Below are 2,514 nucleotides of genomic sequence, written 5' to 3'. Positions count from 1 at the left end.
TTTCAGGGCGTCGGCCTCGCGGGCGAAATGCTCGTTGGCCTCGACGTTGGCGGAGCTCTCGAACAGCCGGGCCAGTTCCTCATCGCCGGACTCGCGCGCCACCTCGGCGTAGCGCAGGTATTTCAGATTGGCGAACGCCTCTCCGTGCATGGCGGCCTCAAGGTTGGCGCGGGTCTGAGGGGCCAGATCCTGGGCCGCGGCGGCGCCGGCCGAGAGGGCCAGGGCGACCAGTGTCGATGTGAGCAGGGCCTTCAGCGTCATGAGAATTCTCCGGTGGGGGGTGCGCCTGATGCGCCGGTGCTGTCTGGGCGCGCAGGCTGACCGCAACCTGACAAACGGCCGGCGCAGTGGCGTGTCTTTCGGGATGGCTGTCAGGTCGCGGTCAGCTTGCGCGGCCAGTCTGGCGTCACCGGGCGATGCTGTCCGGCATCACCCCCTTCGTTGAGGCTCCCCCCATGAGAAACATTCTGGCCCCGTCGGCCCTCGCCCTGTCCCTGGCCGCCACCGCAGCCGCCGTCGTGATCACCTTCGGCGGGCCAGCGTCGGCCGGGCCGGTCTGCACCACGGCGCCCCGGGCCCAGTGGCTGACCGAAGCCCAGATGCGGGCCCGCATCGCGCAGATGGGATACACCCGCATCCGCGTCTTCCAGGTCAGCGGCAGCTGCTACGAAATCTACGCCCGCGCGGCCAACGGTCGTCGGGCCGAGGTCTATTTCAACCCGGTGACCGGAGCCATCGTTCAGAACAACGAGGATTGAGTTCCGTGACCGAGAGACTTCTGGATGCGGGGGATCGGGCCGGCGCTCGCTCCCCCGAGGCCGCGCCAGGGCGGACCCGGGTCTGGGATCCGGTCGTCAGGCTGTTTCACTGGACCCTGGTGCTGGGCGTCGTCGCCAATCTGACGGTGTTTCGCGAGCTTAAGTCCGTCCACCGCTATGTGGGATATGTCATCGTGGCGGCGATCGCGATCCGGCTGGTCTGGGGCCTTGTCGGTCCACGGCACGCCCGGTTCTCGGACTTCGTTGCCGGTCCCCGGCGCCTCGCCGGCTATCTGGTGGCGATGGCGCGGGGGCGAGAGCCCCGCTATGTGGGCCACAATCCTGCGGGCGGGCTGATGATGGTCGCGTTGATCGGACTGTCGCTCTCCTGTGGCGTCACGGGCTGGATGATGGGCCTGGACGCCTTCTGGGGCGCGCCCTGGCTCGAGGCGATACACGAGACCGCGGCGAATACGATCATGGTCCTGGCGATCCTGCATGTGCTGGCCGCCCTCGTGGAAAGCTGGCGTCACCGGGAAAATCTGGTCATGTCGATGGTGACCGGCTGGAAACGCGCCGCCAGCGGAACGGATGTCGACCATGCGTCTCCTCCTCGTTGAAGACACGGCGCGGCTCGGGGAGCTTCTCAGCGAGGGGCTCGCCCGGGACGGCTTCGTCGTTGACTGGAGACAGGACATCGAAGGCGCGGCCGAAGCGGCCGCCAGCGCGACCTATGATCTGATCCTGCTCGACCTGGGCCTGCCCGACGGCGACGGGCTCGACTGGGTACGGACTTTGCGGCGCGCGGCCGACCTGACGCCGATCCTCGTGCTGACCGCGCGCGGCGGGCTTGAAGATCGGGTCACCGGTCTGGATGCCGGAGCAGATGACTATCTGGTGAAGCCCTTCGACACGTCCGAACTGTCGGCGCGCTGCCGGGCTATCCTGCGGCGGCCCGGGCAGCGGATGACGCCAGTCCTGACGGTGGGCGAACTGGCCTTCGATGTCGCCTCGCGGCAGGCCGTCTGTCGGGACGCGCCGATCGAACTCTCACGCCGCGAGGGCGATCTGCTCGAGATCTTGATGCGTCGGGCCGGCTCGGTCGTCACGCGGGGGGCTCTCGAAGAGTCTTTGTATGCGTTCAACGAACCCGTCACCCCGAATGCGGTCGAGGTGGCCGTGTCGAGGCTGCGGCGCAAGCTTGACGACGCCGGATGCCCCGGCATGCTCCATACCGTTCGGGGTCTGGGCTATCTGATGAGGGACGCCGCCGCTTGACCCGATCGCCTTCAATTTTCCAGCGGCTGGCGCTCGGTTTCGCCCTGATGAGCGTTATCGGCGGCTTTATCCTGCTGCTGTTCGTGGGCGTCGAATACGGTCTGTCGTCCCACTCCAGGCGGCAAGAGATCCAGTTCGCGGGCATCGCCAACGAGGTCGCCGACCATGTGGTTGTGCCGCTTCTGGTGCTGATCGCGCCCATGACCCTGGCGGCGCTATGGGTCATCCGCTCCTCCCTGCGCCCCCTGACCGTCGCGGGAGAGCGGATTGAAGCCGCCCAGGCGGCCGACAAGGGCTTCCGGGTCGAGGTGCAGGACTTTCCCGCCGAGGCGACCGGTTTCGCGGACGCGGTGAACGGCCTGCTGGCGCGGCTTGACGAGGCGGCGAGCCGCCAGGAGGCCTTCGCCGCCGATGTCGCCCATGAGTTGAGAACGCCCCTCGCCGTGCTGGCGCTGGAGCTGGACAGGCTGGACACCGC

General features: G+C 68.0%; 3 protein-coding genes and 2 pseudogenes. 4 read left to right on the top strand and 1 reads right to left on the bottom strand.

Translation table 11 applies throughout. The features are described from left to right. Positions 1–261 (bottom strand): annotated as a pseudogene (locus tag VN378_RS12300) (rubrerythrin); the annotation flags it as partial. A 194-nt stretch (positions 262–455) separates the two neighbouring features. Between VN378_RS12300 and VN378_RS12295 the strand changes: the two are divergent. The 4 genes and pseudogenes from VN378_RS12295 to VN378_RS12280 all read left to right on the top strand — a co-directional run. Next, positions 456–758: a PepSY domain-containing protein gene (locus VN378_RS12295; protein ID WP_325743866.1), complete on the top strand. Its 303-nt coding sequence runs from the start codon at positions 456–458 to the stop codon at positions 756–758. A 5-nt stretch (positions 759–763) separates the two neighbouring features. After that, positions 764–1,378 (top strand): cytochrome b/b6 domain-containing protein, encoded by a 615-nt coding sequence (locus VN378_RS12290; RefSeq protein ID WP_325743865.1) that lies wholly within the window; start codon positions 764–766, stop codon positions 1,376–1,378. Next, on the top strand, positions 1,350–2,036 hold the full coding sequence (locus VN378_RS12285) for a response regulator transcription factor (RefSeq protein WP_325743864.1): 687 nt from the start codon (positions 1,350–1,352) through the stop codon (positions 2,034–2,036). Before VN378_RS12290 ends, VN378_RS12285 begins: the two co-directional genes overlap by 29 nt. Continuing rightward, a pseudogene (locus tag VN378_RS12280) lies at positions 2,033–2,514 on the top strand (sensor histidine kinase); the annotation flags it as partial. The gene VN378_RS12285 and the pseudogene VN378_RS12280, both read left to right, overlap by 4 nt.

The sequence above is a fragment of the Brevundimonas sp. genome, from assembly GCF_035561115.1.
In the GTDB taxonomy this organism is placed as follows: domain Bacteria; phylum Pseudomonadota; class Alphaproteobacteria; order Caulobacterales; family Caulobacteraceae; genus Brevundimonas.
The sequence above is the reverse complement of the archived record's forward strand: the minus strand, read 5'-3'. Positions and strand labels throughout refer to the sequence as shown.